This is a genomic window from Reichenbachiella sp. (assembly GCF_039969095.1).
Lineage (GTDB): Bacteria > Bacteroidota > Bacteroidia > Cytophagales > Cyclobacteriaceae > Reichenbachiella.
On sequence record NZ_JBDVOL010000008.1, the window covers coordinates 161,129 to 186,172 of the forward strand.

Genomic DNA, 25,044 nt, shown 5'->3' on the forward strand with positions numbered 1-25,044 from the left:
GTTTCTCTGATATTTTGGGAATGAAAGTCAAGCTTACGATAGGTTCTTTTTGGCGGCTTCAAGCGTATGGATCATCAATGAAGCAATAGTCATCGGTCCAACCCCTCCTGGCACTGGTGTAATATGACTCGCAATCGGCTCTACATTTTCAAAATCCACATCACCCGACAGTCTAAAGCCTGATTTTTTTGAAGCATCCTCTACTCTGGTAGTACCCACATCAATCACCACAGCACCTTTTTGCACCATATCTTTGGTAATTAAACCAGGTAGACCAACGGCAGAAACAAGGATATCTGCTTGTCTGGTGTGGTTGGCTAGGTCAACCGTGTATTTATTACAAAGCGTAACAGTTGCATTTCCTTCTTTAGACAACATCAAGGCTAATGGAGCGCCTACTAATCGACTGGCACCTACTATCACACAGTTTTTGCCTTCTGTCTCAATTTCGTATCGTTTGAGCAATTCCATTATGCCAAATGGGGTGGCTGGCATCAATTTCGGATGATCGGAAGTGATACTGCCAAAATTTTCATTCACAAAACCATCTACATCCTTTTCGGCTGAAATACTTTCTGTGACTTTATCGACAGAGATGTGAGCTGGCAATGGTAGTTGGACAATAAATCCGTCAATATCATCGTCCGTATTGAGATTATGCACATGTTTGAGCAATTTCTCTTCTGAAATACTCTCTGCAAACTGCATCAACGTATACTCAAATCCTACAGCAGCACAAGCCTTGATTTTCCCTCCTACATACGTATGGCTGGCTCCATCATCGCCCACAATAATAATAGCCAAATGCGGTGCGCGCTTGCCTTCACCTTTCAGCTCATCTACTTGCGCTTTGATTTCTAATTTAATATCTGTCGATATCTTTTTACCGTCGATTATTGTAGCCATTTGATCTAGTTTTTCCTGTTTGCTTTTGGGTCAATGAGGAATTTTGACTTTAATCCAATTTCAATACTGCCATAAATGCATCCTGAGGAATCTCTACATTACCCACCTGACGCATACGTTTCTTACCTTTTTTCTGCTTGTCCAGCAATTTACGCTTACGCGAAATATCACCACCATAACATTTGGCCAATACATTCTTACGCATGGCCTTTACAGTCTCTCTTGATATAATTTTGGTTCCTATTGACGCCTGAATTGGAATCTCAAACATCTGCCTAGGGATCAACTCTTTCAACTTTTCACACAATCGTTTGCCCCATTCATAAGCCTTGTCTCTGTGTACAATCGCAGATAATGCATCCACCGGCTCTCCGTTCAACATGATATCCAATTTTACCAGTTTTGATGGTCTCAAGCCTGTCAACTCATAATCTAAGGAAGCATAGCCTCTGGAAATAGTTTTCAGCTTATCAAAGAAGTCAAAAACAATCTCCGACAATGGAATATCGAAAGTCAACTCTACACGCTCTGAAGTTAGATACACCTGATTCTGAATGGTTCCTCTTTTGTCCATACATAGCGATATAATCGGACCAACGTAATCAGCCTTACTTATAATCTGCGCCTTGATGTAAGGCTCTTCAATCTCTTTGATTCTACTAGGATCAGGCATCTCAGATGGTGCGTTGATGAAAGTTTCCGAACCATCTGTCATTTTTGCCTTGAATTGTACGGAAGGTACGGTAGTAATCACCGTCATGTCGAATTCACGTTCCAGTCGCTCCTGGATGATCTCCATGTGCAACATGCCTAAGAACCCACATCTAAACCCAAATCCTAGGGCAGCAGAGGTCTCTGGCTCCCAAATCAAGGAAGCATCGTTGAGCTGTAACTTCTCCATCGATGCTCGAAGCTCTTCGTAATCAGTAGTCTCCACTGGATAAATGCCCGCAAATACCATCGGCTTCACATCTTCGAAACCTTTGATCATTTGCTGAGTTGGTCGATTTACATGTGTGATCGTATCTCCAACTTTCACTTCTTTCGCTACTTTGATTCCAGAAATGAGGTAACCCACATTTCCAGCCGAGATTTCTTTTTGTGGCTTTTGCTGCAAACCTAAGATACCAATCTCGTCGGCATCATACGTTTTGCCAGTCGCCACAAATTTTACTTTATCTCCTTTTTTGATCGACCCATTAAATACCCGGAAGATAACTTCGATTCCTCTGAACGAGTTGAATGTTGAGTCAAAAATCATGGCCTGTAGCGGCTCGTCTACGTTACCTTTTGGCGCAGGTACTCGATTGACAATGGCTTCCAAAATATCATCTACTCCGACCCCAGTTTTTCCGCTGGCGTGAATAATGTCTTCTTTTTCACATCCAATCAAATCTATGATCTGATCTGCCACTTCATCAGGCATAGCGCCTGGAAGGTCAATTTTGTTTAAGACTGGAATGATTTCCAAATCATGTTCCAATGCCAAATAAAGATTGGAAATGGTCTGTGCTTCGATACCTTGAGAGGCATCCACGATCAATAATGCGCCTTCGCAGGCCGCAATAGAACGAGAAACTTCGTAAGAAAAATCTACATGACCAGGGGTATCGATCAAATTGAGGGTGTAGTCCTTGCCTTCATGGTTATATGCCATCTGAATAGCGTGACTTTTGATCGTAATGCCTCGCTCGCGCTCCAGATCCATATCATCAAGCAACTGCTCCTGCATGTCTCTACCAGACACAGTCCCAGTTTGCTGTAATAATCGATCCGCCAAGGTGCTCTTGCCGTGATCAATGTGTGCAATAATGCAAAAGTTTCTTATATTCTCCATTTTTTTCAAAAACGAATGCAAAAATAGATAAAGTTTAGTTCAGATTTGCATGATAATTCAAAGATCGAAATCTGTTTTTGAATTACAATTTGATGCATTGGCTCGTGTCTTCACGAGACAACATCATGCAAGGTTCGTGAGGACACGAACCTGAGCGATAATGACAATTAGTTATTTTCCTATTTTGTCATTTCGACGGCAGGAGAAATCTTATTTACAAATGGCAGGTTAATGAGATTTCTCCCTCTGGTCGAAATGACAATTAAATTTAGTTTTTAATAAATACGATAAGGCCGTTATGACCGAGCAATCCAACAATATTTCTGAGTACATCATCTCCATTTATCGCAAAGAAGACCTGATGCGGGCTTATCATTTTGATCTGGAAAAATTTGGTACTCAGGTGATTAATTTCTTCCCAATCTCAGACAAGGAAAAACTGGCAGAAGTGAACCACTATGAGGAATTCATGCAAAAAATGAAAGATCAGGGGATCGAAGAAAAAGGCCACCTAGAGGAAGTGAATGAACTGGTCAAAACGCTGAGCAAAATGCATGACCAACTCAAAGCTGATGATGAAGACTACTACGGCGTATACCAAAAAGCTTTGCCATTCATAGAAAACAACATGAGCCACGCCAAAGGCGCGATCCGCGACGAAATCCAAATCTGCCTCAATGGCATCTATGGCTTCCTCCTCCTCAAAATCGCTGAACGCAACATCGAACCTGAAGACCAGACGATGGTAGATCGTTTTGGGGATTTGCTTTCGCTATTAAGCTTTAAGTACGAGGAGATGAAGGGGGCGAATTAAGATAATCAAGAACTTATTCCTATTTTGTAATCTATTTGTAATCATGAAAAAAATCGAACAAGTATTATTTATCACTTTCGCAATTGGTTTACTTGGACAAATAATGTTAGTCCCTTTTTCTGCCGAAATTCTGGCTCTGTCACTAAATTTTCTAGCAATCCTATATTATGTTTTTACACTTCCTTATTTCCTCGGAGTTCCAATTAAACGAATGTTTAAGAAATCATCTTATGAGGGAATTTCTAAGAAGCGCATCATCGGGACAATTTTTGTTGGCTTTGGACTATCAATTGTAATAATTGGAATTATGTTCAAACTATTGATTTTACCTGGAGCAGTAGAAATGCTAACTATTGGAACTCGTGGAATTCTTGCAGCTAGCCTAGTCCTATTAATAAAGAACTTCAGAAACAAAAAGAGCGCTCTAAATCATTTTTCCTTAGTAAGAATGGTGCTAATTCTCATTATTGGCTATACTGTATACCTAACACCTTCAAATCTCATCGTTCAAGTTTTCTATCGTGATAATCCAGAGTTTGTTGAGTTGTTCAATGAATACTATGAACATCCAGAGAATGAAGAATTGAGAATTGAAGTAGAGGAAGCATTTCGCAATTTGAGATAGCGATTTATTTACGAAAAGAGCCGCAGTTACACCTCAGCCTGCCTGAATCAAACAGATCGCCCGGACTGACGCCGGGCAATGACGTGTTTTGTCTTTTTCTTCCTTCAGAGTTACTCTCTAGAGAACTCTGAAGAACTAGTCACGACAAACTCAGAGTCCCTTATCAGGTGACTCTGAGAGGAGACAAAAACTCTAAAGAAACTCATTTCATACCCGTCATTACCCGACGTAAGCTCGGGTAATCCCTCGTAGAGAGCAGACTGTAAGGGTAGCGCAGCGTTACCCGCCGACAGATTCCCTGACAGCTCCCTTGTCGCTTCAGAGAATGACGGTTTTACTTCGTGTCATTCCTCCACTTCGTTGCGGAATGACTTTTAACTGATTTGCAGGAATTATTTCACACCTTCAGAGTTACTCGTTAGAGAACTCTGAGGACTAATGAACGAAAACTCAGAGTCCCTTTCAGGTGACTCTGAGTGACGTTATCATTTTTTATCATTTCGCAAAGCATTCAACGGATGTCGGATTATTGGAAAAATCACCTCAGTTACTAGCAGCCTGCTTAAAGCTAACGAGATCCCTCCGCAGGCTACAGGATGACTTTCTGACCTAAGAGCAAAAAAAAAGAATAATGGAATTATTTCCACTCTGCTGTGGTTATTGGGATAGAAATTTTAAATTCAAGAATTTAATTCGAGAATTATAATTTCACCTACCTACTCATAACCAATACATACATGGATAAGACATACTACGATCCTAAGGATCTCAAAAAATTTGGCGATATCAGTAAATTACAGCCTGAGCTCGGAAAAAAATTCTTCGATTACTACGGAGATGTGTTTAAAGAAGGCGCATTAACACAAAGAGAAAAGTCATTGATCGCCTTAGCTGTTTCGCATGCGGTTCAGTGCCCGTACTGTATCGATGCCTATACATCTGATTCGCTAGAGAAAGGCGCCGACGAGACGCAAATGATGGAGGCAATTCATGTGGCGGCGGCTATCAAAAGTGGGGCGTTGTTGGTGCATGGCGTGCAGATGATGAATAAAATTGATGACTTAACTATGTAATTCACCCGTCATTACACGAGGCAACCATAGGGAGCATTTGGGTAATCTGACAGAAAAAAGTGGTGAATTCCCAGACATCCTGCTAGACGAAAGAGATTACCCGAATAAATCGGGCAATGACGACATTAGAAACAGAATAAAATCAATGCTGAAAGAGCGTAAAATATCATTACAAGGCCAGGACCACCTGCTAAGTCATACGGACAAGCAATTGGCCATTCTGGAAGATTTGGATCAGGTCAGTTTTTCAGATCGGTTGGATGGATTGGACAACATTCCATTTAAGCCCACAGGGATTGACATCTTTCAGGTGAACTTGGGTAAAATGTGTAATCAGGTTTGTAAACACTGTCATGTGGATGCTGGGCCAGATCGCAAAGAAATCATGACCAAGGGTACCATGCAGCTTTGCCTCGATGCATTGGATCGATCAGATATCTCGACCATTGATCTCACGGGAGGGGCACCAGAGATGAATCCTGATTTTCGCTGGTTTGTGGAAGAACTTTCCAAACGTGGCAAACACATCATAGTGCGCTGCAACTTGACCATCATACTGGCCAACAAGAAGTACAACGACCTTCCAGAATTTTTTAAGAAACATGAAGTGGAAGTAGTTTCTTCCCTCCCTCACTTCTCTGCTCGCAGAACTGATGCTCAGCGTGGTGATGGTGTTTTCGAAAAGTCAATCGAAGCACTCAAAATGCTGAACAGCGTTGGTTATGGTTTACCTGATTCAAAATTGAAACTAAACTTGGTTTACAATCCGTCGGGTGCTTTTCTGCCGGCCGATCAAGGTGGACTAGAAGCAGATTTTAAACGAAAGCTGAAAGGCGATTTCGATATTGATTTTAATGAGCTTTATGCGATCACAAATTTACCCATCTCAAGATTTTTGGATTATCTGGTGGCCTCAGAAAACTATGAGGATTACATGCAGAAACTGATCGATGCCTTCAACCCATCTGCTGTAGAAGGTGTGATGTGCAGAAACACCATTTCTATCGGTTGGGATGGCTACTTGTTCGATTGTGACTTCAATCAAATGCTTGATCTGAAATTGAATCATGGCGCGCCAAATCATATCAGAGATTTTGATGTTCAGGCCTTGACCCAACGAACGATTATCTTAAACAATCACTGCTATGGCTGTACGGCAGGTGCTGGCTCAAGCTGTGGAGGAGCCACCACGTAGTGGAATTGATAAAACGACATAGGTAGTTGTTCGCGTTGTTTATCATTAGTAGATGCCTTTTTGTTCTTAGGACTAGTCAACCAACACACATCTTTTGTTAAATTTGAGGCTTATAGCAAAATCAAATGGCAATAGATAAAAAAACTGTTCAAAAACTAGCACACTTATCGAGACTTGAACTCACTGAAAAAGAACAAGAAAAGATGAGTGAAGACCTGGGAGACATCTTGGATTGGGTAGAAAAACTAGAAGAAGTAGACACCACTAATGTGGAGCCACTCGGCAATGTAAACGAGGAACCGATTCACCTAAGAGAAGATAAAGCCGATAATTTTTTCTCAGGAGATGAGGCATTGAAAAATGCTCCTGAAAGTGATCAAGGCCATTTTATTGTACCTAAGGTACTCAAGTAATCTTATGAATAAACTGGCTTTCTGGAATGAATGGGAATCTTCATTCAAACTCGTTTTTAAAACATTAATTTTTCTCCTTTTTGCATTCATTGCTACTTTCCTAGCTATCCAATGGGGAGATCTCAGTCCATTCTACTATTGGAAATTAACAGGGTATTTAGAAAACATTTCCTATCCAGTCTTCTCCAACCATTCCGAATTTATTGAAAGCACGATCAATACAGATTTGCCTTTGATCTTCCAAAAGGTATTTGGCGGATCGAAAACTTTACCTACTACTTATACCTATAGCTATCTTGTGCTTTTGTACGCCTGTTTGATGGGCTGCCTGACCATCTCTACTTACCTGGAAAAATTCTGGTACTATATCGGCGTTGGTTTATGGATTTTATTAGTAGTGCTGAGCGGCATTAGTAATGTAGGATTCTTTGATTTATACAATCAGACGGCCATTATCGTTGTGCTAATGCTTTTTCTTCCGGTCTCCTATTACTTCAATTCCATCAATGAAAATATTGGAATGGGCAAGAGGTTTTTAGCCTTCTCTGGTTTAATGACACTAGTGTTTGGATTGATCTATTTTGGCAGTACGTATGAAAGTCCGCTGCTTTTTCTAGCAAGATTTTCCTACTTGCCTGCTGCTTTGATTTGTTTGGTTTTTATCCTCATCATCGGACATGAAATCATCTATGCGATATTGTCCTTGACCACGCCGTACTCAAAGAATTCGTCCAATAACACCACCCATTTCATCGTGCTGAGTGTAGCGTATCTTTTGAATTTAATTGTATTATACCTATTCAAGATCGATTATTTGGATTGGGATATCTTTTATATCAATGAGTTTTTACTACTAGCCATCTCCACCATATTGGGTATTTGGGGGATCAGGTCCAGAGAGAATCGTTATTCAAGAATCTTACCCTACTATCCATATACGGCTTTTTTATACCTTGGCTTGGGGCTCATTACGTTTATTACTTTAGGCTTTCAAGCATTTCATGCTAATGATGCCTTCATTACATCGATGGAGAACCTGATTTTGTATAGCCACTTCGGGTTTGGATTAATGTTTTTTCTGTACATCATTTTTAATTTTATCACACAGCTGAAACAGAATTTACCCGTTCATCAGTTTGCGTACGTAGAAGATAACTTCCCTTATATCTCAGCCAGGATAGCAGGATTGATCGTAGTAGCTGCACTTTTCTTCAGAGCCCATTATGGTAGCTTCTATCAGGGAGTAGCAGGATATTACAATGGCTTAGGGGATTTGAATTTAACTTTAGACAACGAAACTGTTGCTCAACATTACTACAAAGAGAGTGTAACAAAAAACACCAACAATCATCATGGCAATTTTCAATTGGCGCTATTGGAAAAGGATCCTTTGAAGCGTCTGATCTATTCGAAAAATGCCATCAAACAAAAACCTACCCCATATGCTTATGCCAGTCTAGGTAAAGAATATGAAAATTCCAGTCGGTTTTTTGATGCGTTATTTACTTACCAGGATGGGTTAAAAGCATTTCCAGATCACTGGGCAATTCAGAACAACATTGCACTGCTCTACAATAAAACCAATGTCTTGGATTCGGCACTCTACTACTTAGAAAATAGCACTCCAGGTTCTTGGAAACAATCCGTGGTAGATGCCAACCGAAATGCCGTTGCCAGCATGCATGGGTTGAAGTTATTGGATGAAAACAAAACAGATTTAGAAAGATTTGATCTACAAAGCAATGCACTTGCGAATCAGCTGATCAGTTCCGATACATCGAAATTATCTTTTGTGACTCAACCACAAAACATCGTGCTTAACTTATTTACTTTCAGCTACTTGAAGAACCTGGGACTTTACTGTTATTCCAACAAATTACCTGAATTCCTACAGTTGATCGATCCGTATTTGGAAGCACCTGAAAATGCAGCCTTTAGGAAGGAAATAACCATGGTTAAAGCTTTTAATCTTTATCAAAACGGAAAGGTCTCCAAGGCCATCGAGCTGATCTATCAACTCAAAGAAGTGTACGAAGATGAATCTGGAAAATGGAATGCGCTTTTAGGCAAATGGTGTTTAGAACTGGAAGCCCCAATACAAGGGTCAAAATATCTGGAAGCATCAAGAGAGGCTTATTACCCCAACGTTTCTGCTGATTTGGCGCAGGCGTATCACCGCATGGGAGATCAGTCACTGGCCTTATTTTTATTAAGCAAGGAAAGCATCGCCAACGACTCCATCAATCCAGCACTAGCTGCCGAATGGACAAAACTTTTTGATGTGATGCAAAAAAATCAAGTCACATGGGAAGATTATTCGTTTGACAGAGAGCAGCAACTTTTAGCTCGGGCTAATGATTCCGGTGCTGATCAAAGATTGCTGTATGAAAGACTAGGATTAGACAATCCATTTTTCGAAAGAGGTGTTTTGGCTGCTGCCCAATATTTTCAGGAGAATGAGGAAGACGAAATGGCTTACAGGATTTTGCATGAAGCAATTACTGTCAATGAGTATTCTGAAATTTTAATTAAAAATTATATTGATCATTGTTTGAATAATGGCTTGATAGATTTCGCCGAAGATGGATTGATTAAGTTGATTGACATTCTACCTAGAGAAGACTATGAGGCCTACGAAGTAGCATTTGAAGCCAAAAAAGACAAAGCGCAAGCACAATTGGATCAAGATTGGTGATACCCAAAACAACTACCCATGAAACAACCTAGTAAACGACTCATCGGCCCATTCAAAGAAATTATTACTATGTCAGAAGCTCCGATGAAAGGAGCATTGGCTGAAGATGCTCTTGGCGTGATTCCAAAAGGTGGAGTATTGATTGAAGACAGTCAAATCATTGAGGTTGGAGCATTCAAAAACTTAAAAAGCAAAGCAGATCAGGTCGATTTAATTAAAGGTGATCACATTCTCATGGCTGGCTTAATTGATAGCCATACTCACATTTGTTTTGGTGGGTCAAGAGCTGGAGATTATGCGCAGCGAGTAGCTGGTAAAACCTATCAGGAAATCTTAAAAAATGGCGGCGGCATACATGACTCCGTGAATAAAACCAGAGCTGCTTCAGAATCAGATCTCACGGACTTGGTGAAAATGCGTGCCAAAAGACACCTGGAAGAAGGAGTAACAACGATAGAGGTAAAAAGCGGCTATGGCCTTTCTGTAGAAGAAGAAATCAAAATGCTAAAGGCTATTCAATCTGCTAACAGTCTGGTGCCCGCTGATTTGATCTCAACCTGTCTGGCAGCACATGTCTGTCCTAAAGAATTTGACGATCATGCAACTTATTTGGACCATATAGTAGAAAATCTATTTCCACAACTGAAAGAGCAAAACCTGACCAACCGAATCGACATCTTTACCGAAGATGGTGCCTTTGACACCGATCTTTCAGCTAAATACTTGGCAAAAGCTAAAGAAGCCGGTTTTGAAATTACGGTTCATGCGGACCAGTTTACTTCAGGAGGCACACAAGTAGCAGTGGAAGCAGGCGCACTGAGTGCTGACCACCTAGAAGCAACTTCTGATGAGAATGTTCAGTTATTGGCTAATTCGGAAACCGTTGCCACCGTATTACCAGGTGCTTCATTGGGATTGGGCATGCATTACTCACCAGCCAGGAAGTTACTGGATGCGGGCTGCTGTTTGGCCATAGCTACCGACTGGAATCCAGGCTCAGCCCCTATGGGTGACTTATTGATCCAAACCGCATTGATGGGTGCCTTTGAGAAGCTTTCTATCCCCGAGTGTATCGCTGGCATTACCTATAGAGCAGCCAAGGCTTTGAACTTGTCAGATCGAGGAAGAATCAAAGCGGGGCATTTGGCAGATTTGATTTCATTCCCAGTGAGTGACCATCGCGAGATCTTTTATCAGCAAGGCAAAATCAAGCCCGATGGGGTTTGGAAGGGTGGAGTAAGAGTGGTTGGTTGAATCACTTGTATAACTTTTCCCCCGCTGGAATGGCCATTTTCAAATAGTTTTCCAACGGCGGCAATGGGCAAGAATACACTTCATTGTATTCGCAGTAAGGGTTGTAAGCCAGATTAAAATCTAGTGTGATCTTTTCGGCTTGATCAGAGAAATTAAGATTAATGTATCTCCCGCCTCCATAGGTAGTTTTATCGTTGGTCAGATCAGAAAAAGCCAAAAACAAACCTCCATTATCTTCTCCTTTCAGCACCAACAATTCTTGTGGTTGATCATTGATTTTGAATTTTAGGAAGGCGTGTTTGTCATATACTCTAGGCACTCCATCTGATGTCGCTAACGTCAATTGGCCTCCGTTTTCTATTCGTTCTATATCAGCGATCACTTTGAACTTTTCATTAGCTGGAAAATAATTCAAAGTAACGGTCGAGTCTGCTCCAACAAAAGGCGAATCCTCGTCATTATTCATGAATTCATGTGTTTCTTCCCGGTGATTGGAAATATATTCTTCATAAGACCGCGAAGATTGCTTTGACTCACAGGCCCACACAATCAAGAAAGCCCAAAGGCATAAAATATTTTTCATCACATCATAGATTCATCTGCGAAGCTAAAATAACCGTCATCTGTGAAAATAATATGATCTAAGACTGGAATATCTAATGTTTGACCCGCAGCTTTCAACTTTTTAGTCAATTGAATATCCTGTGTACTTGGCTGAAGATTGCCTGAAGGGTGATTATGAGCTAAAATGACACTAGAAGCTAACACCTCCAAAGCCTTTTTGAAGACTAATTTTGCATCTACTACAGTACCAGACACACCACCGGCGCTGACCATTTCAGGTTTCAGTATTTGATTGGCTCGATTCAGATACAACACCCAAAACTGCTCATGATCCAAATCCATCAAATGAGGTTTAAGGAAATGATAGGCATCTGATGAAGATTGTACTTTCGGTTTTTTAACAAACTCGGTTTCTTTCCGTCGGCGCCCAAGTTCCAAAGCGCTAATAATCGAAATGGCCTTGGCCTCACCTATACCATTAAATTTTTTCAGATCAGCCAAAGAAAGTTTAGCCAATTCATTCAAATCGTTTCCTGTTGCTGCTAAAATGGTTTTGGCCAAGTCCACTGCTGATATTTTTGGAGTCCCTGATCCAATCAAAATCGCGATCAGCTCTGCTTCTGAGAGCGACGATTTACCTTTAATAATTAATTTTTCTCTAGGCCTGTCTTCCTCTGCCCATTGCTTGATGGACAGATTATCTGAACTGTACATAGAGATTCTGTTTGTGCTATACCGAAAGTAGGGAAAACCAACTAAAACGAGAAGGGCTTAAACAAAAAAAGCTCCCTTGAAAAAGGGAGCGATCTATATTTTCGTAAGAGACTCTGGCTTATAGAGAAGCTACTAACTTAGTCAGTTTTGACTTTTGGTTAGATGCTTTGTTTTTGTGGATGATGTTGTTCTTAGCCAACTTATCGATCATCCCTACTACTTTTTTCAATAGTTCTTCAGCTTCAGCCTTGTTAGAAGAATCCTTCAATCTCTTGATGAAAGTTCTAGTTGTTTTGTGCTGATACCTGTTTCTTAGCCTTTTAGCCTCGCTTGATCTTATTCTCTTTAAAGCCGATTTATGATTCGCCATTCTCTAAAATGTTATATTCTTTTTTTAGGACTGCAAATTTAGAGCTATTATGTATAAATACAAACACTATCTGCTAAATAAATTAAGAATGCATTTTGTGGGTAAAAAAGCCCGTTTTAACTTAATTATGCCAGTTAAAGTATACCAAACAGTGGCTTAATATTTATGAGCATAAATAAATTCCTTTTTTTCGCCCTTTCATCTGTGATTAGCTGTGTCCAACTCCAGGCGCAACAAGCCAAAAAAGATACTCTTGCTTATGCCTCTCCGACGATTTGCAAAATAGATTCTGCTCAACTTTATGCTGGAATAGATTCAATCATTACTGAGGCTCTCGACTCAGGAGCATTCCCAGGCTGTCAAATTTTACTAGCCAAAGAAGGTCAAATATTCTATTATGAGTCGTTCGGTTATCATACTTACGACAGCATCCAGAAAGTTAGAAACTCCGATTTGTATGACTTGGCATCGATCACAAAGATTACAGCTTCTACCCTTGCCCTCATGAAGCTATATGAAGATGGTAAATTTGACTTAGACCAAACTCTTGGTTACTATTTTCCATACTTAGCTAAATCCAATAAATCGGATTTAACAATTAGAAAAGTATTAGCCCATCAGTCTCGCTTGAAAAATTGGATTCCTTACTATTCAGAATCCCAACGAAAAAGTGGCAAATACAGACGTAAGACAATATCCACAGATTCTTCAGCAAAATATCCAAATCGAATACCAGGATCAGACCTTTTTCTTTACAAGGACTTTAAAGAAGATAGGATTTATAAAATGATCAAAAAATCGGATTTGTATGAAAATGAAGCTTATGTCTATTCAGGATTGGCATTTTATCTTTTTCCAGATTTGATAGAAAGGCTCTCAGGCTCCTCCTATGAAGAGTTTTTGAATGAAAATTTTTACACTCCTTTGGGGGCAGAGAGCTTGGGATTCGATCCCCTGAGAAAGTTCAGTTTGAATCAAATTGTGCCTTCGGAGGTAGATACTTTTTTCCGAATGAGCAAACTCCATGGGGTCGTACATGATGAAGGAGCTGCCGTGATGTTGGGGATTTCTGGCAATGCTGGTTTATTCAGTAATGCCTACGATTTGGCCAAGGTTTATCAAATGTTGCTGAATGGAGGTGCCTACGATGGGGTTCAGTATTTACGATCAGAAACGATTGCTGAATTTACAAGATGTCAATATTGTGAATTCGAGAACCGGAGAGGTCTTGGTTTTGATAAACCACTGATCGAATACGACAGCATCAAAACAAGTGTAGCTAAACTTGCTAGTTCAAACAGCTATGGGCATTCTGGCTATACGGGCACTTTAGTTTGGGCTGATCCTGACAATCAATTGTTATTCATTTTCTTAGCCAATAGAGTGTACCCAACCAGAACGAATAGAAAAATCTATCAACTAAACATTCGGCCACGAATTCATGATTTGGTATATGATTTGATTGAAGATAAAAAAGAATGAAAATTACAAGTTGCAATTAATCTGTAAGCATGGCACATTTGCTTACGGCATCAACCAACAGTATGAATATCAAAAGAGCACTATTTTTCCTTTCAATTTTAACTAGTTTCAACACGTTTGGACAAATTGAAATCTATTCACAACAAATATCCTTGGACTCTGTTGTCAATAGCACTTCAGATGAAATCAATGTGGTATTGAGTCCAGATGGCCAGCTGCTATACTTCACAAGAAACAATCACCCCGAAAACCTTGGTGGCAAAAAGGACAATGGAGATATCTGGGTGAGTGAAAAGAATAAAGATGGAAACTGGACGCCTGCCTATAATTTGAAAACAGTGAACACTACTAAATCCAATTCGATCATTGGTTTTTTGAATCAGGGCAATGCTATGGTGATCAGTAATGGCAATCAATTGGCCATTGCGCATCTCAACAACGGACAGTGGTCACAACCCAAACCTTTTGAAATCCCTTACCTCAACTCAAAATCCCAAACACTGGGAGCCAGTATTTCTGCCGATGGCAGACACTTGCTGTTTGGTATGGAATCCTTTGGAAATTATGGCGTAGAAGATATTTATATCTCTCGCATGAAAAGTGACGGATCGTGGACCAGCCCTAAGAATCTTGGATCAACTATAAACACGCAAAATCAGGAAATCACGCCTTTTCTTGCTGCAGATAACAAAACACTCTTTTTTGCATCGAATGGCCACGAAGGATTCGGTAGCTTCGACATTTTTATGTCAACACGACTCGACGACACTTGGCAAAAATGGAGTACACCGGTCAATCTCGGAGCAAAAATTAACTCCAAAGGAAGAGAGCAATCCTTTACATTTTTATTGAATGACGAATACGGCTATTTATCAAGCACTCAAAATAGTGATGGGTATGGAGATTTGAAAAAAGTAAAAATCATGCCCGATATAACGCCTATTGAAATAATTGCGGATACAGCTGAGGTCATAGACATTACATCCGAAGAAAAGATCATTGCCATAAGCGGAACCGTGCTGGATAAGAAAAGCAATCAGCATATCATAGGTGCTGAGGTAATTATCACTACCGAACCCACTAATAAGGAATTTAAAACGCTGACTAACTCTCAGGGCGCATTTAATGTGACTGTAGATGAAGGCAACAACTACAAAGTAAAGGTGAAAGCCTTTCGATACCTATCAGCCGAACTAGTCCTAACCGATGCGGCTTTATTTGAAAATGAGCCTTTAGCTTTTAGCCTTGAACCTATTATAGAAGGCAATACGGTGACATTAGACCATGTACTTTTCGAACAAGGAACTGCCAATCTAATTCAAGGCTCAGAGAAAGAACTCAACTTGGTGGTAGAGATGATGAAGTACAATTCTGATTTTTCAATATTCTTATCAGGCCACACGGACAATCAAGGCAAATCGTCCTTGAATGTGGAATTGAGTGAGGAACGTGTGCAAACCGTTATGCAATACTTAATTTCTCAAGGGGTAAGCAAAAAAAGAATATCTGGCAAAGGATATGGGGGAACCAAGCCTATAGCTAGCAATGCTAGCATCGAAACTCGAAAACTAAATCGGCGAGTTGAATTTACCGTTCATAAAACGAAGAAATAAAAAAAGCACCAAACTGTAAAGTTTGATGCTTATGGTAAATTGAGGTTATTCGTTTTTGGTTAGCCAGCCATTTCTGACGGCCAATTGTGATTCGGTAGGCTCTTCATTCAACGAGAGTATATGACTGTACTCTACATCTACTTCTACAATCTCTGCGGTCAAATCAATCTTAGATTCTGAACCGTCTTCTCCTTGCCTCATCACGGTATAAGTCATCTCAGCTCCCACTTCCATTCCTTCTTTCACACCTTGCAAGAATGCCATGATACCAGTCAAAGGTATCTCATTTCCGTTAATACCCACTAATACATCGCCATTTTTTAATCCAAAGGATTTTCCAAACTCATTTAAGCCCTCTACATTCGTTAAATAAATGCGGCTGGTTTCTGGATTATATCCGATGGTACCTTGCGGTATACCCATATTGATTTCCTTTCTTGTTTCCGAGGCTTTATAGTCTACCCCAGCCAATTCTAAAAACTCATCATAAGGCAGTGGAGTTGTGCCTTCTACATAAGTAGTGAAAAATGCTCTGATTTCTGGATAAGTCATCTCAGTGATAATATCAAAAAGCTCTTCGTCGTCAAAGGCCTGGTCTTTACCATACTTTTCTGCCAAATCAAACATCATATTTTGAACACCATATTCACCATCCGACAAGCTTCTCAATTTAAGATCTAAACACATCCCGATCAAAGCTCCTTTTTCATATACATTTCCATATTGATCAGAATATTTATTCAAAGTATATTTACTGAGGTCAGTGAACGCCAAAGAATCATTGAATCTATAAGAAGCATTATTCATTTTGCCTTGTAGCGCCTGAAAGTATTGTTCTTGGGTAATGATATCATATTTCACCTGCACGTTACCAGCAAAAAACTCCGTGATTCCTTCATAAAGCCAAAGGTGCTTAGACATCTTGGGCTCGTTAAAATCGAACTGATGAATCTCTTGTGAATGGATATTCAATGGCGTTACAATATGAAAGAATTCATGGGCGGCAAATCGATTAAACATACCAATCATAGATTGGATGGGTTGATTTCTCATCGAGTAAAGTGAAGAGTAAGAATGCTCCAACGCCCCTACTGCTCTGACTGGTCGTTCTGTGAAATAACAAATGAAGGCATATTTATCTACAGGCAATTCACCTCCTAAATATTCCTTTTGGGCCATGAGTATTTTTTCAATGGCTCCTTTCACTTCTTCAGATTTGACTACCTGGCCTGGCGAATAAGTTGAAATTAGAACCTCTGCTCCAGCTACTTTTATGATACTAGTATCAGGTTCGCAATACATCAAAGGATTGTCCACTAGATGGTCATAACTTTCTGTGAGATAGGTATCTACAGAAGCTTCACTCTTCGTTAATTCGATCTCACTCAAATCCAGGCTGGTGTCCATCGGCCTTCCAGTACTCAATGCAATTAATCCAGTAGATCCATACATTTTGGGATCGCGTACCACATTAAATTTGAATGGCATTCGCGTCATATTTTCAAAGTACCCAAAAAATCCTGCGGAGTTAATCACAAAGTTTTTTCCTTCTTCTATGTTCGTACCAGCAGGTTCGAATACGCCAGGACCTTCGACATCATTGTCATAAGAATCCTTCACCCAATAAGTCACTTTACTCAACTTATTGGCCTTATAAATTTTCCATGAGTTCACTGAAGTTTTTTCTACTTTCAGTTCCTTACCTTTCTTATCGAGCGCTTTGAAATCTTCCACAAATCTACCATAATCTGACACAGAATAAGTGCCTGGAATTATTTTAGGCATATAAAACGTGGTCTCCGATTCTGTAATCTTTGGTGGAGTTAATATCACCTGTACCTTATCATCTTTGACAATGGTGAGGTCTAATACATATTCATATTGACCATCTGGTAGCGCTTGCGCTACTAGGCAAATGGCCATTGCTAATACACTTGTGTATAGTTTTTTCATCTGAGTTTATTTTGAGTTTTTAAGTTACCACTGTTAAGATAACGTCTGATTTTCATCATCACCTATCATAAGTACACAGACAAGCTTTTTTATTACATGATTGGTCAAATGGCTACACTAGAACAACTGATATTATATCATTTTGGAAGCATGAAAAACTGATATTAATCATGTTTCAGTCTGACCCACTACTGTTCGTATCTAGCGATTGCACGCTTGATTTGCTTATTGCCAAAGGATAATTATTAGTTCGAAAAACAAGCAATCATGAAATATATTTTGACCATAATCATCATAAGTTGTTGCGCTTTTTTAATTAAAGCTCAACCCTTAAAATTCGACAAAAGTGCTAGCAAGATGGAAATACAAGGAACATCTTCTGTGCACGACTGGGAATCAACAGTAGAAAATTTCACTGTAGAAGCCAATTTGAATGGGGATCAAATCAGTGACATACAGTTTTCAGCCATTGTAAAGTCCATAAAAAGTGGAAAATCTGGCATGGACAGTAATACCTACAAGGCTTTAAAGGAAGATGATTACCCTGAAATCAAATTTGAATCAAGTCAGCTAAGAATACAAGGAAATAAGCTTGTAGGAACAGGAAAGCTGACGATAGCAGGAAAATCAAATGAAATTCCAATTGACCTAGACATTAATCAAGAATCAATGATAACAGTCGATGGAAAAGTAAAAATTAAAATGACCGATTACGACATCACCCCACCTACAGCAGTATTCGGCACCATTAAAACCGGGGACGATATAACTATTCAATTCAATTTTACTCTTACAAAAAATTAAACTATTTCAATCATGAAAACATCTCAAAATTTAAATTTCATTGTTTTTATATTAACAATGCTCTGGATGACTCCAGTATTTGCTCAAACACCGATACAATACTATCGACCGGACGGACAGCCGGGACTAAACGTCTTTGAAACTTCCAAAACTGATACAGTAGTATACGATGGATTAAAAGTAAAAGTAGGCGGCGACTTTGCGATGCAGTTTCAAAGCATCAACCAGTCTAATGATGCTGATAATATGACAGAACTTGGCTCTAACTTAAATCTACCTACAGCCAACTTAAATCTAGATGTGCAATTGGAAGATGGGCTAAGAATGCACTTAAGAACCTACCTGTCTGCCAGACACCATGAAGAAGCATGGGTAAAAGGCGGATACCTTCAAATGGACAACTTGAACTTTGTAAGTGACGGATTTCTCTCTGGATTTATGGAAGTAGCCACTATCAGAGTGGGTATGGATGAGTTCAACTATGGCGATGCTCACTTTAGAAGAACAGATAACGGGCGTGCTACTTACAATCCATTTGTAGGCAACTACATCATGGATGCCTTCTCTACAGAAGCATTCTTTGAAGTCAACCTTCAAAAAAATGGTCTAATTGGAGTACTTGGTGTGACTAATGGCAAGTTGAATCAAAACGTGACGGTCAATGACAACACGGACAACAAACTATCTTTCTTTGGTAAACTCGGGTATGACAACCAAATCAACGATGATCTAAGATTCCGTCTAACTGGCTCTTGGTATATCAACAAAGGGGCTACCACTGGTACTTACCTTTATGGTGGGGACAGAGCAGGGTCTAGATACTATAAAGTTACAGATTACTTCACAGGCGAAACAGACCCTAACAGTGGCGCACCTATTGTTTCTTCAAGTGACTTCGGTGGTAGATTCAATGCCAGATACTCTGAAATTACCGCCATTCAATTCAACCCTTTTGTAAAATACAAAGGGCTCGAGTTCTTCGGCATATATGAAATAGCAAGTGGAGGTGGTGACGGTGAAGGGTCTATGACTCAAGTAGCAGGAGAAGCCATCTACCGATTAGGACAAAATGAGCAATTCTATCTTGGTGGTCGTTACAACATGGTCAAAGGAAATACTGTTGATGGAGCACCAGATTTAGAAATCAAAAGATTCAATTTCGGAGGCGGATGGTTCCTTACTAAAAATGTAGTCACCAAACTCGAATACGTAAATCAAACTTACGGTGGTGAAGGTTATGAAGGTAACGCACAATTTCAAGGTGCTGAATTCAAAGGCTTCGTGATCGAAGCAGCCATTAGTTTCTAATAAGTAATTATTACCGCTGAATTATAATCAAAAAGCGAATACCAATGTATTCGCTTTTTTTATTCTACTAGCTGAAGCATCACTTCAAATTCGATGTCCAATTGCTCCTGAACGACTATAGTACCAAAGAATTTACTTGGTGGCTCAATCTGATACGCTCGCATATTCAATTCATGTTTTCCCCCAAGAATCAATTCATTACCTACTTCATTTAAGTAACTGTCATAAATCTCCTCTGTCTGTTTTTCTCCAGCTATGGTTAGCATCGTATTGGCAGTCATATTTTCCAAAGCACTCAAGTTGGGTAACGGAGGAAGATAAATCTCACGTATCTCCATTGAGAGTTGAGGATATTGTTCTGATTTAAGCAAATTCCTAAAATCAGCGGTCATAGGTGGTAACCCACAGTTAAACCCATCTACAGGAACTTGTAAGTATAATCCATCAAACTCCACAGATTTCCCATTCCAAATCCCATTAATCTTTAGGGTATCATTGGAAACATACTTCTTTAGTTTACAACTAAATTTATTGACATTTGTCTTGCCCTCGATCACAATACCAATGGATTTGACCACATAGCTGCTCCCACCATTATCCTCCTGCCCGCTCACATTTAAGACCCAACCCAATCCAAACGAAATCAATAATATTCTTCTTATCAATTAATCCTTATTTAAAAAATTCCAATAATGACCATATTCTATTAACAACTAGCACATGCACTTGATCAATTGCTTTCATCGATCAACCAATTTTTCGCTTCTTCAATTTCATTAAATAAAACGGTATTCCTGCCGGTCAACTTAATAACAGATTTGGCAATGAGTTTAGCCACTGAGTTTAATCCGACTATGGCTGTTACTTTTACATACGGTTCATTCATTCTAGCGATTTCCGTCACTTTTGCAATTACCACCTTATTAAATCTCATATCAGTCATGTCAACCAAAGACATCACTGATTTTGGAGCATACTGTGAAATAACTCTAGCAGCTTCGTCCATCACTTCTGGCCCCTCCTCTGGAGTCAAATTTGCCAAATCGGTAAATATGATGGTTTTATCCTCAATTTCAATTTTAGTTACACCTGCCATGTCAAGTTAGATAAGGTTAGATTTGTTGATTTAAATATAGTCATGCTCAAGGGATTTTGAAAAGACAATAGTTATTCGGTTAGAATAGAATCGAATTAATACACAGTTTGAGGCACAACAAGTCTCTTCTAAAAAGAAATTTTGCCTAATTTGCATCTTCTTTTTTTGTGAATGAATAATGCAAAGCGCATGGATGGAAAACTAATTTATGGAATTCAGCAAGTAGGTGTTGGTGTAGATGATGCTGAGAAAGGATTTGAATGGTATGCCAAGATATTAGGTGCAGATTTGTGCATTTTTGATGACGACAATGAAGCCACCTTTATGGCCCAGTACATGGGTGGTGAGCCTCGACCAAAAAGAGCCATCCTTGCCATGAATGCACAAGGAGGTAGTGGATATGAGATCTGGCAGCATACAGGCCGAACACCTTTAACCATAGAAGAACCCGTTTTCCTTGGTGATTTAGGTATTAATATAGCCAAAATCAAATCTCAAGATATTCAAAAAAGCTACGATCGGTTAAAAACCAAGGGAGTTGTCATTTGCACAGACATAAATGAAGAACCTGATGGGTCGAAGGGATTCTATATCAAAGACCCTTGGGACAATATCCTTCAAATCAAGGAATTCGACTCCTGGCTGAAAAAATCTAAGTTTGACGTAGGTGGTATTTGTGGTGCCACCTTGGGAGTATCTGATATTGACCAGTCTTTAAAGTTATATGCCGATATTCTAGGCTATGATCAGGTGATCTACGACGAGTCAGGCACTTTCGAAGACCTTAAAGGCCTCAATGGTGGAGATGGTAAATTCAGACGAATCCTACTCACCCATAAAAAGGATAGAACGGGGGGATTCTACCCGTTACTTGGTGATGGACAGATCGAACTCATTCAATCACTAGATCGCACACCAAAAAAACTCTTTGAAGGGCGATTCTGGGGAGATGTGGGATTTATTCACCTTTGCTTTGACATTAGAAATATGAATGCCCTTGTTGATGAATGTAAAGCAAAAGGTTATCCTTTTCAGGTATTGAGTTCAGAGCACTTTGACATGGGAGATGCCAATGGACACTGGGGATATATTGAAGACAATGATGGTACGCTGGTAGAATTCGTAGAAACGCATAAAGTACCATTGATTAAGAAAATAAACTGGAGTATCAAACTCAAAAATAGAGATCCACACAAGCCTCTACCTAGTTTTATTCTAAAAGCCATGGCTATCACCAAGAGAAAAAAATTCGACTAATAAATTATGAGTTTAATTAAAGACCTAGAGCAGCGAAGTGAATCCAAATGTGAGCTTTGCTCTTCAACAGAGGACCTATCAGTCTATATAGTTGCTCCAAAATCTGGAGAATCTGCAAATGAATGCGCCTATCTGTGCAGTATTTGCCAGACTCAAATTGAAAATCCAGATCAAATGGATTCAAACCACTGGCGTTGTCTCAATGATAGCATGTGGAACGAAAACGCAGCTGTACAAGTATTGGCCTGGCGCATGCTAACTCGACTCAGAGGGGAAGGGTGGCCCCAGGATTTGTTGGATATGCTTTATCTGGAAGATGAGACTTTGAATTGGGCAAAAGCGACTGGAGAAGATGAAGAAGAAAGTGATAAGATTATACACAAGGATAGTAATGGTGCTATACTAGAAGCTGGTGATAGCGTGGTGCTCATCAAAGATCTCAATGTGAAAGGTGCCAACTTCACTGCCAAGCGAGGTACAGCGGTAAGAAACATTACACTCACACATGATAACGCAGAACATATTGAAGGAAAAGTCAATGGCCAGCACATTGTTATTTTAACAAAATTTGTCAAGAAGTAGCGCATCCAATAACTAGAACTACTATTCTACCGCAATCAATTCTTGAGTTAATGTTGTTTTCTTTTTTGATTCATCCATGGGTTGATTTAGATATATCACTAAATACCTATACATCAAAAAAGCAGGCTGCTCATTCTCATAAACAGCCTGTCTGACTTTTATCACGCACTTTTAGTCGTCTGAGCATTCCATACACCAGATTGAACGGTCTCTTGGACATACTCTGAGAAGTCTTTCGACTTCCTTCCTAATATTTTTTCAATGTCATTAGAAATGACATCGTTACCTTTGGCGTCCAATACTTCAGCAAATAAGTAGTTGATTAGCCAAATGTAATCAGCCGGAACATTTACTTCCTCAAGCATTTTGACATACGCGTCCAAAGAAATTGGTGTAAACTCGATATCTCTGCCTGTAGCAGCAGCTATTTCGGCAATCACGTCTTTGAATGTCAAAAGTCGAGGACCTGTTAATTCATACATTTGACCATTGTGTCTTTCTTCTAACAATGCCTCGACCACAACATCAGCAATGTCCTCAGTATCGACGTAAGGTACTTTAGCCTCAGCTTTTGGAAGAGCTACATGACCCGCAATAATCGGATCCAAAAAGAAACTTTCGCTAAAATTCTGATTGAACCAACTAGCTCTGACGATCGTAAAATCCATCCCTGAATGCATGATCACTTGTTCACACAATTCTGCTTCGCGCTCTCCTTTTCCTGACAAAAGAACGATTTTCCTAACACCACTCTTCAAAGCTTGTCTCGTTAGGGCTTCTATAGTATCCAATGCACCTGGCACTGCTAGATCAGGTTGGAATGTCACATACATTTTTTCAATTCCATCCATGGCTCCTTCCCAGGTACCAGGATTGTTCCAATCAAATGCTGGACTTGCACTACGTGATCCAATTCTTACTTCATAATTAAGTTTTTGAAGCTTTTGAACTACTTTTCTACCGGTCTTACCAGTTCCACCAATAATTAATATGTTACTTTTCATGATTATAATATTTTAAAAGGTTATTAAAATTTTTAAGATTTTTGATTGCATAATTGCTGAAAGTAATGACGACAGTTTTTCTTCATTGAAACTGATTTGTGCCAATACTTCTATTTTGATCGATTGGATTTAAAGCTTGGATATATGGCTATTATCATTAGATACTCTACGGCGATAAGCCAAAAAGCAGGTGATGTAAAAAAGCTGTAATAAGTTCCGCCGTAAGGCATGACCAAAAACGGCACAGTTATCAACGCATCAAGCAAAACAGCGGTAATGACCATGCTTATTGCTACCTGAATACCATATTTATTACTCTCCTTTTTGAAATACAAGCTGGCACCAAACCATGCAACCGGAATCAGAGTAATAGCCAAAATGATATTGGCCTGCATCTCCGGGTTTTCAAGGATTGTATTAAAATAAGAAGCGGTATAGGCACTAGCTCCAACAGCCCATATAAGGGCTCCAATTAAGATTGATTTTAATGTGTTCATCTCTTTTAACATTTAGTGATGACACAAAACTGCTACCTAATATATGGGATCATTTATCAGAAAAGAATCAAGATTTATTCTAAAAGTATTATCCTTTTATGGCACTTGGTCTAAACCCAAATTTCTTCGAAAAAGCATTAGAGAAGGAACCCAAGCTATCATACCCGACCTGCCAAGCGGCCTCTTGAATGGTTGCGTTTTGGTTACGGATTAAATCATGAGCTTTAGTCAATCGCTCATTTTGCAAGTACTTGAAAACAGGAACACCAAACAACTCCTTGAATTTCTTTTTTAATTTGAATGTATTTAATCCAATTTCTTTAGAAAGCTCTGAAAGCGAAGGGGGTCTTTCTAAATTTTTGGATAGAATCTCTTTAGCTAGTTGTAGTTTTTCACGTTCATCCTGAGGGATACTATCTTCAGGCATGACAGAAAGTTGACCAAAAAAATGTGCCAATAGCGAAGTCATTTGACTTCTAAAAAACATCATTTTTGCTTTCCCTTCATATTTTGAATGAAACACTTGATCAACAATAGATTGCATTTCAGGACTCATGAAAAAACTAGGCCCTTCTACATAATGATCTTTCGGGTGAACGAGTTGATGAAGCATTTCTCCGAAGAGTTCCCCCTCCATAGCAGGAAGCTTATCCAAATTTCTTACTGAAGTAGCAATAACAATACACGCTAACGGTTTAGCAGCAGAAACCGTATGGACAAATTCCACTTGATCATCCGCATAAAAAGATAGAGCCAAGCCTTTGGTGTGATTGAATTGCTTATGCTTCTCCCCAAACTTCACTGAAAGATCCACATTGCCGGCGCCATAGCAAGCTACTGCAATAACTGGCTCATCAAAAAGACAAGAATCTACTGTTGGAACATCCGAACTGCCTTCTTCTACCAGAATAGTAAAGTCGTTGATATCGATGATGTCCCTCGTCATTTGATCTGCTATTTCTATTTCATCTATGAACCGACAGTTGTA

Annotated in this window: 24 protein-coding genes; 13 read left to right on the top strand and 11 right to left on the bottom strand. The window is 39.5% G+C overall.

Annotated features, from left to right (window positions below):
• Positions 1 to 33: 33 nt before the first annotated feature.
• Both ABJH98_RS01920 and lepA read right to left on the bottom strand, forming a co-directional pair.
• Positions 34 to 906, bottom strand: coding sequence for a bifunctional 5,10-methylenetetrahydrofolate dehydrogenase/5,10-methenyltetrahydrofolate cyclohydrolase (locus ABJH98_RS01920; protein WP_348305923.1), 873 nt, complete (start codon positions 904 to 906; stop codon positions 34 to 36).
• 49 nt (positions 907 to 955) lie between these two features.
• The gene (lepA, locus tag ABJH98_RS01925) at positions 956 to 2,743 is read right to left on the bottom strand and encodes a translation elongation factor 4 (protein WP_348305924.1); all 1,788 of its coding nucleotides are present in this window, start codon (positions 2,741 to 2,743) and stop codon (positions 956 to 958) included.
• 298 nt (positions 2,744 to 3,041) lie between these two features.
• On the opposite strand from lepA, the gene ABJH98_RS01930 reads away from it, so the two are divergent.
• The 7 genes from ABJH98_RS01930 (at position 3,042) to hutI (ending at position 10,812) form a co-directional block, all read left to right on the top strand.
• Positions 3,042 to 3,557, top strand: a complete 516-nt coding sequence (locus ABJH98_RS01930) for a DUF4924 family protein (protein ID WP_348305925.1) — start codon at positions 3,042 to 3,044, stop codon at positions 3,555 to 3,557.
• 43 nt (positions 3,558 to 3,600) lie between these two features.
• The gene (locus tag ABJH98_RS01935) at positions 3,601 to 4,182 is read left to right on the top strand and encodes a hypothetical protein (RefSeq protein ID WP_348305926.1); all 582 of its coding nucleotides are present in this window, start codon (positions 3,601 to 3,603) and stop codon (positions 4,180 to 4,182) included.
• A 737-nt stretch (positions 4,183 to 4,919) separates the two neighbouring features.
• Complete coding sequence (locus ABJH98_RS01940; RefSeq protein WP_348305927.1) at positions 4,920 to 5,255, top strand: arsenosugar biosynthesis-associated peroxidase-like protein; 336 nt, start codon at positions 4,920 to 4,922, stop codon at positions 5,253 to 5,255.
• Between the two features lie 145 nt (positions 5,256 to 5,400).
• Positions 5,401 to 6,450 (top strand): arsenosugar biosynthesis radical SAM (seleno)protein ArsS, encoded by a 1,050-nt coding sequence (gene arsS, locus ABJH98_RS01945; protein WP_348306221.1) that lies wholly within the window; start codon positions 5,401 to 5,403, stop codon positions 6,448 to 6,450.
• 125 nt (positions 6,451 to 6,575) lie between these two features.
• Complete coding sequence (gene gatC / locus ABJH98_RS01950) at positions 6,576 to 6,863, top strand: Asp-tRNA(Asn)/Glu-tRNA(Gln) amidotransferase subunit GatC (RefSeq protein WP_348305928.1); 288 nt, start codon at positions 6,576 to 6,578, stop codon at positions 6,861 to 6,863.
• Positions 6,864 to 6,867: 4 nt separating this feature from the next.
• Positions 6,868 to 9,558: a hypothetical protein gene (locus ABJH98_RS01955; protein WP_348305929.1), complete on the top strand. Its 2,691-nt coding sequence runs from the start codon at positions 6,868 to 6,870 to the stop codon at positions 9,556 to 9,558.
• Positions 9,559 to 9,576: 18 nt separating this feature from the next.
• Positions 9,577 to 10,812, top strand: a complete 1,236-nt coding sequence (gene hutI / locus ABJH98_RS01960) for an imidazolonepropionase (protein WP_348305930.1) — start codon at positions 9,577 to 9,579, stop codon at positions 10,810 to 10,812.
• Position 10,813: 1 nt separating this feature from the next.
• On the opposite strand, the gene ABJH98_RS01965 is transcribed toward hutI, so the two are convergent.
• The 3 genes from ABJH98_RS01965 to rpsT all read right to left on the bottom strand — a co-directional run bounded on the left by ABJH98_RS01965 (position 10,814) and on the right by rpsT (position 12,460).
• Positions 10,814 to 11,395 carry a DUF1684 domain-containing protein gene (locus tag ABJH98_RS01965; protein ID WP_348305931.1) on the bottom strand — a complete coding sequence of 194 codons (582 nt, stop codon included), beginning with the start codon at positions 11,393 to 11,395 and terminating at the stop codon, positions 10,814 to 10,816.
• Positions 11,395 to 12,090, bottom strand: coding sequence for a DNA repair protein RadC (gene radC, locus ABJH98_RS01970; RefSeq protein WP_348305932.1), 696 nt, complete (start codon positions 12,088 to 12,090; stop codon positions 11,395 to 11,397). The genes ABJH98_RS01965 and radC overlap by 1 nt, the downstream gene beginning before the upstream one ends.
• Before the next feature lie 118 nt (positions 12,091 to 12,208).
• Positions 12,209 to 12,460 carry a 30S ribosomal protein S20 gene (gene rpsT, locus ABJH98_RS01975; protein WP_348305933.1) on the bottom strand — a complete coding sequence of 84 codons (252 nt, stop codon included), beginning with the start codon at positions 12,458 to 12,460 and terminating at the stop codon, positions 12,209 to 12,211.
• A gap of 165 nt (positions 12,461 to 12,625) precedes the next feature.
• Between rpsT and ABJH98_RS01980 the strand changes: the two genes are divergently transcribed.
• Positions 12,626 to 13,942, top strand: coding sequence for a serine hydrolase (locus ABJH98_RS01980; RefSeq protein ID WP_348305934.1), 1,317 nt, complete (start codon positions 12,626 to 12,628; stop codon positions 13,940 to 13,942).
• A gap of 29 nt (positions 13,943 to 13,971) precedes the next feature.
• Positions 13,972 to 15,555, top strand: coding sequence for an OmpA family protein (locus ABJH98_RS01985; protein ID WP_348305935.1), 1,584 nt, complete (start codon positions 13,972 to 13,974; stop codon positions 15,553 to 15,555).
• A 45-nt stretch (positions 15,556 to 15,600) separates the two neighbouring features.
• Here ABJH98_RS01985 and ABJH98_RS01990 read toward each other — a convergent pair whose 3' ends face one another.
• The gene (locus ABJH98_RS01990) at positions 15,601 to 17,508 is read right to left on the bottom strand and encodes a peptidase M61 (protein ID WP_348305936.1); all 1,908 of its coding nucleotides are present in this window, start codon (positions 17,506 to 17,508) and stop codon (positions 15,601 to 15,603) included.
• Positions 17,509 to 17,775: 267 nt separating this feature from the next.
• Between ABJH98_RS01990 and ABJH98_RS01995 the strand changes: the two genes are divergently transcribed.
• Positions 17,776 to 18,312 carry a YceI family protein gene (locus tag ABJH98_RS01995; RefSeq protein ID WP_348305937.1) on the top strand — a complete coding sequence of 179 codons (537 nt, stop codon included), beginning with the start codon at positions 17,776 to 17,778 and terminating at the stop codon, positions 18,310 to 18,312.
• A gap of 12 nt (positions 18,313 to 18,324) precedes the next feature.
• The gene (locus ABJH98_RS02000; RefSeq protein ID WP_348305938.1) at positions 18,325 to 19,620 is read left to right on the top strand and encodes a hypothetical protein; all 1,296 of its coding nucleotides are present in this window, start codon (positions 18,325 to 18,327) and stop codon (positions 19,618 to 19,620) included.
• Between the two features lie 59 nt (positions 19,621 to 19,679).
• On the opposite strand, the gene ABJH98_RS02005 is transcribed toward ABJH98_RS02000, so the two are convergent.
• Together ABJH98_RS02005 and ABJH98_RS02010 are read right to left on the bottom strand one after the other, a co-directional pair.
• Positions 19,680 to 20,285, bottom strand: coding sequence for a hypothetical protein (locus tag ABJH98_RS02005; RefSeq protein ID WP_348305939.1), 606 nt, complete (start codon positions 20,283 to 20,285; stop codon positions 19,680 to 19,682).
• A 65-nt stretch (positions 20,286 to 20,350) separates the two neighbouring features.
• Positions 20,351 to 20,716 carry a hypothetical protein gene (locus ABJH98_RS02010; RefSeq protein ID WP_348305940.1) on the bottom strand — a complete coding sequence of 122 codons (366 nt, stop codon included), beginning with the start codon at positions 20,714 to 20,716 and terminating at the stop codon, positions 20,351 to 20,353.
• A gap of 189 nt (positions 20,717 to 20,905) precedes the next feature.
• Here ABJH98_RS02010 and ABJH98_RS02015 point away from each other — a divergent pair, with 189 nt between their 5' ends.
• Positions 20,906 to 21,973 (top strand): VOC family protein, encoded by a 1,068-nt coding sequence (locus ABJH98_RS02015; protein WP_348305941.1) that lies wholly within the window; start codon positions 20,906 to 20,908, stop codon positions 21,971 to 21,973.
• A 6-nt stretch (positions 21,974 to 21,979) separates the two neighbouring features.
• Positions 21,980 to 22,555, top strand: a complete 576-nt coding sequence (locus tag ABJH98_RS02020) for a PhnA domain-containing protein (protein WP_348305942.1) — start codon at positions 21,980 to 21,982, stop codon at positions 22,553 to 22,555.
• Between the two features lie 161 nt (positions 22,556 to 22,716).
• Here the strand turns inward: ABJH98_RS02020 and ABJH98_RS02025 are convergent, their stop codons facing one another.
• From ABJH98_RS02025 to ABJH98_RS02035, 3 genes are all read right to left on the bottom strand, one after another.
• Positions 22,717 to 23,559, bottom strand: coding sequence for an NmrA family NAD(P)-binding protein (locus ABJH98_RS02025; RefSeq protein ID WP_348305943.1), 843 nt, complete (start codon positions 23,557 to 23,559; stop codon positions 22,717 to 22,719).
• A 110-nt stretch (positions 23,560 to 23,669) separates the two neighbouring features.
• The gene (locus tag ABJH98_RS02030; RefSeq protein WP_348305944.1) at positions 23,670 to 24,056 is read right to left on the bottom strand and encodes a DUF5367 family protein; all 387 of its coding nucleotides are present in this window, start codon (positions 24,054 to 24,056) and stop codon (positions 23,670 to 23,672) included.
• A gap of 88 nt (positions 24,057 to 24,144) precedes the next feature.
• Positions 24,145 to 25,002 (bottom strand): AraC family transcriptional regulator, encoded by an 858-nt coding sequence (locus ABJH98_RS02035; protein WP_348305945.1) that lies wholly within the window; start codon positions 25,000 to 25,002, stop codon positions 24,145 to 24,147.
• Positions 25,003 to 25,044 lie beyond the last annotated feature (42 nt).

What these genes read in the sequence shown, in the direction of transcription:
- ABJH98_RS01985 (WP_348305935.1), top strand. Translation starts at nt 13,972, where the DNA reads ATGGCACATTTGCTTACGGCATCAACCAACAGTATGAATATCAAAAGA.
- ABJH98_RS01920 (WP_348305923.1), bottom strand. Translation starts at nt 906, where the DNA reads ATGGCTACAATAATCGACGGTAAAAAGATATCGACAGATATTAAATTA.
- ABJH98_RS02000 (WP_348305938.1), top strand. Translation starts at nt 18,325, where the DNA reads ATGAAAACATCTCAAAATTTAAATTTCATTGTTTTTATATTAACAATG.
- ABJH98_RS01995 (WP_348305937.1), top strand. Translation starts at nt 17,776, where the DNA reads ATGAAATATATTTTGACCATAATCATCATAAGTTGTTGCGCTTTTTTA.
- ABJH98_RS02020 (WP_348305942.1), top strand. Translation starts at nt 21,980, where the DNA reads ATGAGTTTAATTAAAGACCTAGAGCAGCGAAGTGAATCCAAATGTGAG.
- ABJH98_RS02035 (WP_348305945.1), bottom strand. Translation starts at nt 25,002, where the DNA reads ATGACGAGGGACATCATCGATATCAACGACTTTACTATTCTGGTAGAA.
- ABJH98_RS01955 (WP_348305929.1), top strand. Translation starts at nt 6,868, where the DNA reads ATGAATAAACTGGCTTTCTGGAATGAATGGGAATCTTCATTCAAACTC.
- hutI (WP_348305930.1), top strand. Translation starts at nt 9,577, where the DNA reads ATGAAACAACCTAGTAAACGACTCATCGGCCCATTCAAAGAAATTATT.
- lepA (WP_348305924.1), bottom strand. Translation starts at nt 2,743, where the DNA reads ATGGAGAATATAAGAAACTTTTGCATTATTGCACACATTGATCACGGC.
- ABJH98_RS01990 (WP_348305936.1), bottom strand. Translation starts at nt 17,508, where the DNA reads ATGAAAAAACTATACACAAGTGTATTAGCAATGGCCATTTGCCTAGTA.
- ABJH98_RS02030 (WP_348305944.1), bottom strand. Translation starts at nt 24,056, where the DNA reads ATGAACACATTAAAATCAATCTTAATTGGAGCCCTTATATGGGCTGTT.
- arsS (WP_348306221.1), top strand. Translation starts at nt 5,401, where the DNA reads ATGCTGAAAGAGCGTAAAATATCATTACAAGGCCAGGACCACCTGCTA.
- ABJH98_RS01980 (WP_348305934.1), top strand. Translation starts at nt 12,626, where the DNA reads ATGAGCATAAATAAATTCCTTTTTTTCGCCCTTTCATCTGTGATTAGC.
- ABJH98_RS02025 (WP_348305943.1), bottom strand. Translation starts at nt 23,559, where the DNA reads ATGAAAAGTAACATATTAATTATTGGTGGAACTGGTAAGACCGGTAGA.
- ABJH98_RS01940 (WP_348305927.1), top strand. Translation starts at nt 4,920, where the DNA reads ATGGATAAGACATACTACGATCCTAAGGATCTCAAAAAATTTGGCGAT.
- ABJH98_RS02015 (WP_348305941.1), top strand. Translation starts at nt 20,906, where the DNA reads ATGGATGGAAAACTAATTTATGGAATTCAGCAAGTAGGTGTTGGTGTA.
- gatC (WP_348305928.1), top strand. Translation starts at nt 6,576, where the DNA reads ATGGCAATAGATAAAAAAACTGTTCAAAAACTAGCACACTTATCGAGA.
- radC (WP_348305932.1), bottom strand. Translation starts at nt 12,090, where the DNA reads ATGTACAGTTCAGATAATCTGTCCATCAAGCAATGGGCAGAGGAAGAC.
- ABJH98_RS02010 (WP_348305940.1), bottom strand. Translation starts at nt 20,716, where the DNA reads ATGGCAGGTGTAACTAAAATTGAAATTGAGGATAAAACCATCATATTT.
- ABJH98_RS01935 (WP_348305926.1), top strand. Translation starts at nt 3,601, where the DNA reads ATGAAAAAAATCGAACAAGTATTATTTATCACTTTCGCAATTGGTTTA.
- ABJH98_RS01965 (WP_348305931.1), bottom strand. Translation starts at nt 11,395, where the DNA reads ATGAAAAATATTTTATGCCTTTGGGCTTTCTTGATTGTGTGGGCCTGT.
- ABJH98_RS01930 (WP_348305925.1), top strand. Translation starts at nt 3,042, where the DNA reads ATGACCGAGCAATCCAACAATATTTCTGAGTACATCATCTCCATTTAT.
- rpsT (WP_348305933.1), bottom strand. Translation starts at nt 12,460, where the DNA reads ATGGCGAATCATAAATCGGCTTTAAAGAGAATAAGATCAAGCGAGGCT.